The 1709-nt window shown below is 45.2% G+C and carries 2 protein-coding genes; one reads left to right on the top strand and one right to left on the bottom strand.

Annotated features, from left to right (window positions below; all coding sequences use genetic code 11):
* Positions 1-457 (top strand): hypothetical protein (locus tag KDK19_RS00570; RefSeq protein ID WP_257291113.1); only part of this gene is annotated, 457 nt, incomplete at its 5' end.
* On the opposite strand, the gene KDK19_RS00565 is transcribed toward KDK19_RS00570, so the two are convergent.
* Entirely contained in the window at positions 363-1256 is an 894-nt protein-coding gene (locus KDK19_RS00565) for an AraC family transcriptional regulator (RefSeq protein ID WP_257291112.1), read from the bottom strand. The genes KDK19_RS00570 and KDK19_RS00565 overlap by 95 nt on opposite strands.
* Between the last annotated feature and the right edge of the window lie 453 nt (positions 1257-1709).

Here is a 1709-nt window from a genome sequence, read left to right as displayed (position 1 = left end):
AAAATTCCTGGGACCTCATGGCAATATAAAGATTAATTCTGTGCATTTTTCGCAGACACAGAGCTTTATGAAAAACATCATGAAGCCAAATGTTCTGCTGATGGAAGTTTCCCGGCCTGATGAAAATGGCTTTATGAGTCTGGGTCATATTGGTGCCCTGTTAGGCGACAGCGTTGTTGAAAGTACCGAAAAGGTTATAGTAGTTGTCAACGATCAGGTACCTTACCTTAAAGGTGAAAGTAACTTTATCCATGTGGATCAGGTTGACAAACTGGTTGAATGCAGCCACGAACTGCCCTTCGCGCCCCAGGCACAGCCAAGCGAACTGGAACAGAGTATTGCCAGCCACATTCTGTCTTACATTAATGATGGTGATACCATTCAAGTTGGTTTTGGCGGACTGTCAGTTTTCTCTGGAATGTACGACCGCTTATATTCATCAGGCCGGCCATTTTAGAAGTGGTCGGCGGAATAAGCGGGTTTAGTTCCAGCAGTGAGCGACTGACTCTTAAAACGAGGTTTTTTTGTTCAATCATTAGCAGTTTTTTCTGTACCAGTGATTCAGTTGCCTGAAGTAACTCCGGGTCACTGGTCCGCAAAGGCAGATCCAGCGCATCGACACTGAATTCTATTCGATACTGAGACATGGAGAATTTCAGAGTGCACTCCAACTTGTCCTTGAGTTTTTTATGGTATGTGGGTTGTTCAAATGGCAAGTGTATCGTTATTTCAGTTTCATGGTCCCAGCGTATTACCCTGGCAACTGCTGAGACCAGGGCCATCATGCCGTGTTTGGTCAGGTTGACCTGTTTATCGACAGCGTCATTGTCAATTAATAATAATGACGCTGTCCCGGCTGTTTCATTGAAGATGATTCGCGTGGTTGTCGTGATCAGTGACTGATAAGTTTCCAGTTTTTCAATTCGTTGCCTGAGTGATGCAGAGCTCCATAAGACAATACCCAGTGACTTGAAATCAAGCGGTTGCAGTGAAAGCCCCAGATCGACAGGCAACAGGGGTTCATCCGTCTGCTCTACGGCCCAGTAAAGCAACCTGCGAGCGCCATCGACAGGGATTGGCCTGTCGCAGTATGACCCGCTTTCAAGAGGAATATTAAAATGCTCGGGAGGTAATGGACTGACCCCATGTTTCTGTAGTTGCAGATTAATCAGGTCAAACCATCGTCCACTGACCGTTCCGCGGTACTTATTAATCACTTCCGATGATGAATCAGTAAAAGATGTTTTACGGTGCATAAATTTCTGGTTTGTTGTAAAGGTGTGCTGAGAACAAGCAAACTTGGTGGATTAACCTTCCGGCACGGCCTCGCGGTCCAGCGACAAAAGGCCCGACTGAACGAGCTGGAGTGCGGGTACCCGTGTACGCAATGATGATAATGTTTGCATCACTGCTGTTCAGCATTTTCAATGCCTGTTGCAGATTATACCGCTCAAAAACAGACTTGGAACTGATCTTTTCCTCATTCCAAAAGAGTAGTATGTGTCCTTGGATCTTGATGGATTACTTATGCGGCAGAAGACAGTGTCGCAGAACGAATATACGTATTTCTTATCGTGAAAAATATTTCATCCCTGAGTGTGAAGAAGAATTGTTTCAGTTGTTCATGGCTGATTGATGTAATTTACTGACAAATGTCTGGGGGAGCCCCTTCTTATTACCGTTTAATCCACAATGGCCTGTGGTCAGAG

This window comes from Endozoicomonas sp. ONNA1, assembly GCF_024606325.1.
GTDB lineage: Bacteria > Pseudomonadota > Gammaproteobacteria > Pseudomonadales > Endozoicomonadaceae > Endozoicomonas_A.
Note: the sequence above shows the minus strand (reverse complement) of the source record. Positions and strands in the feature narration are given on the sequence as shown.

Excerpts from the sequence above, each read along its gene's own strand:
- KDK19_RS00565 (WP_257291112.1), bottom strand. The coding sequence starts at position 1,256 with ATGCACCGTAAAACATCTTTTACTGATTCATCATCGGAAGTGATTAAT.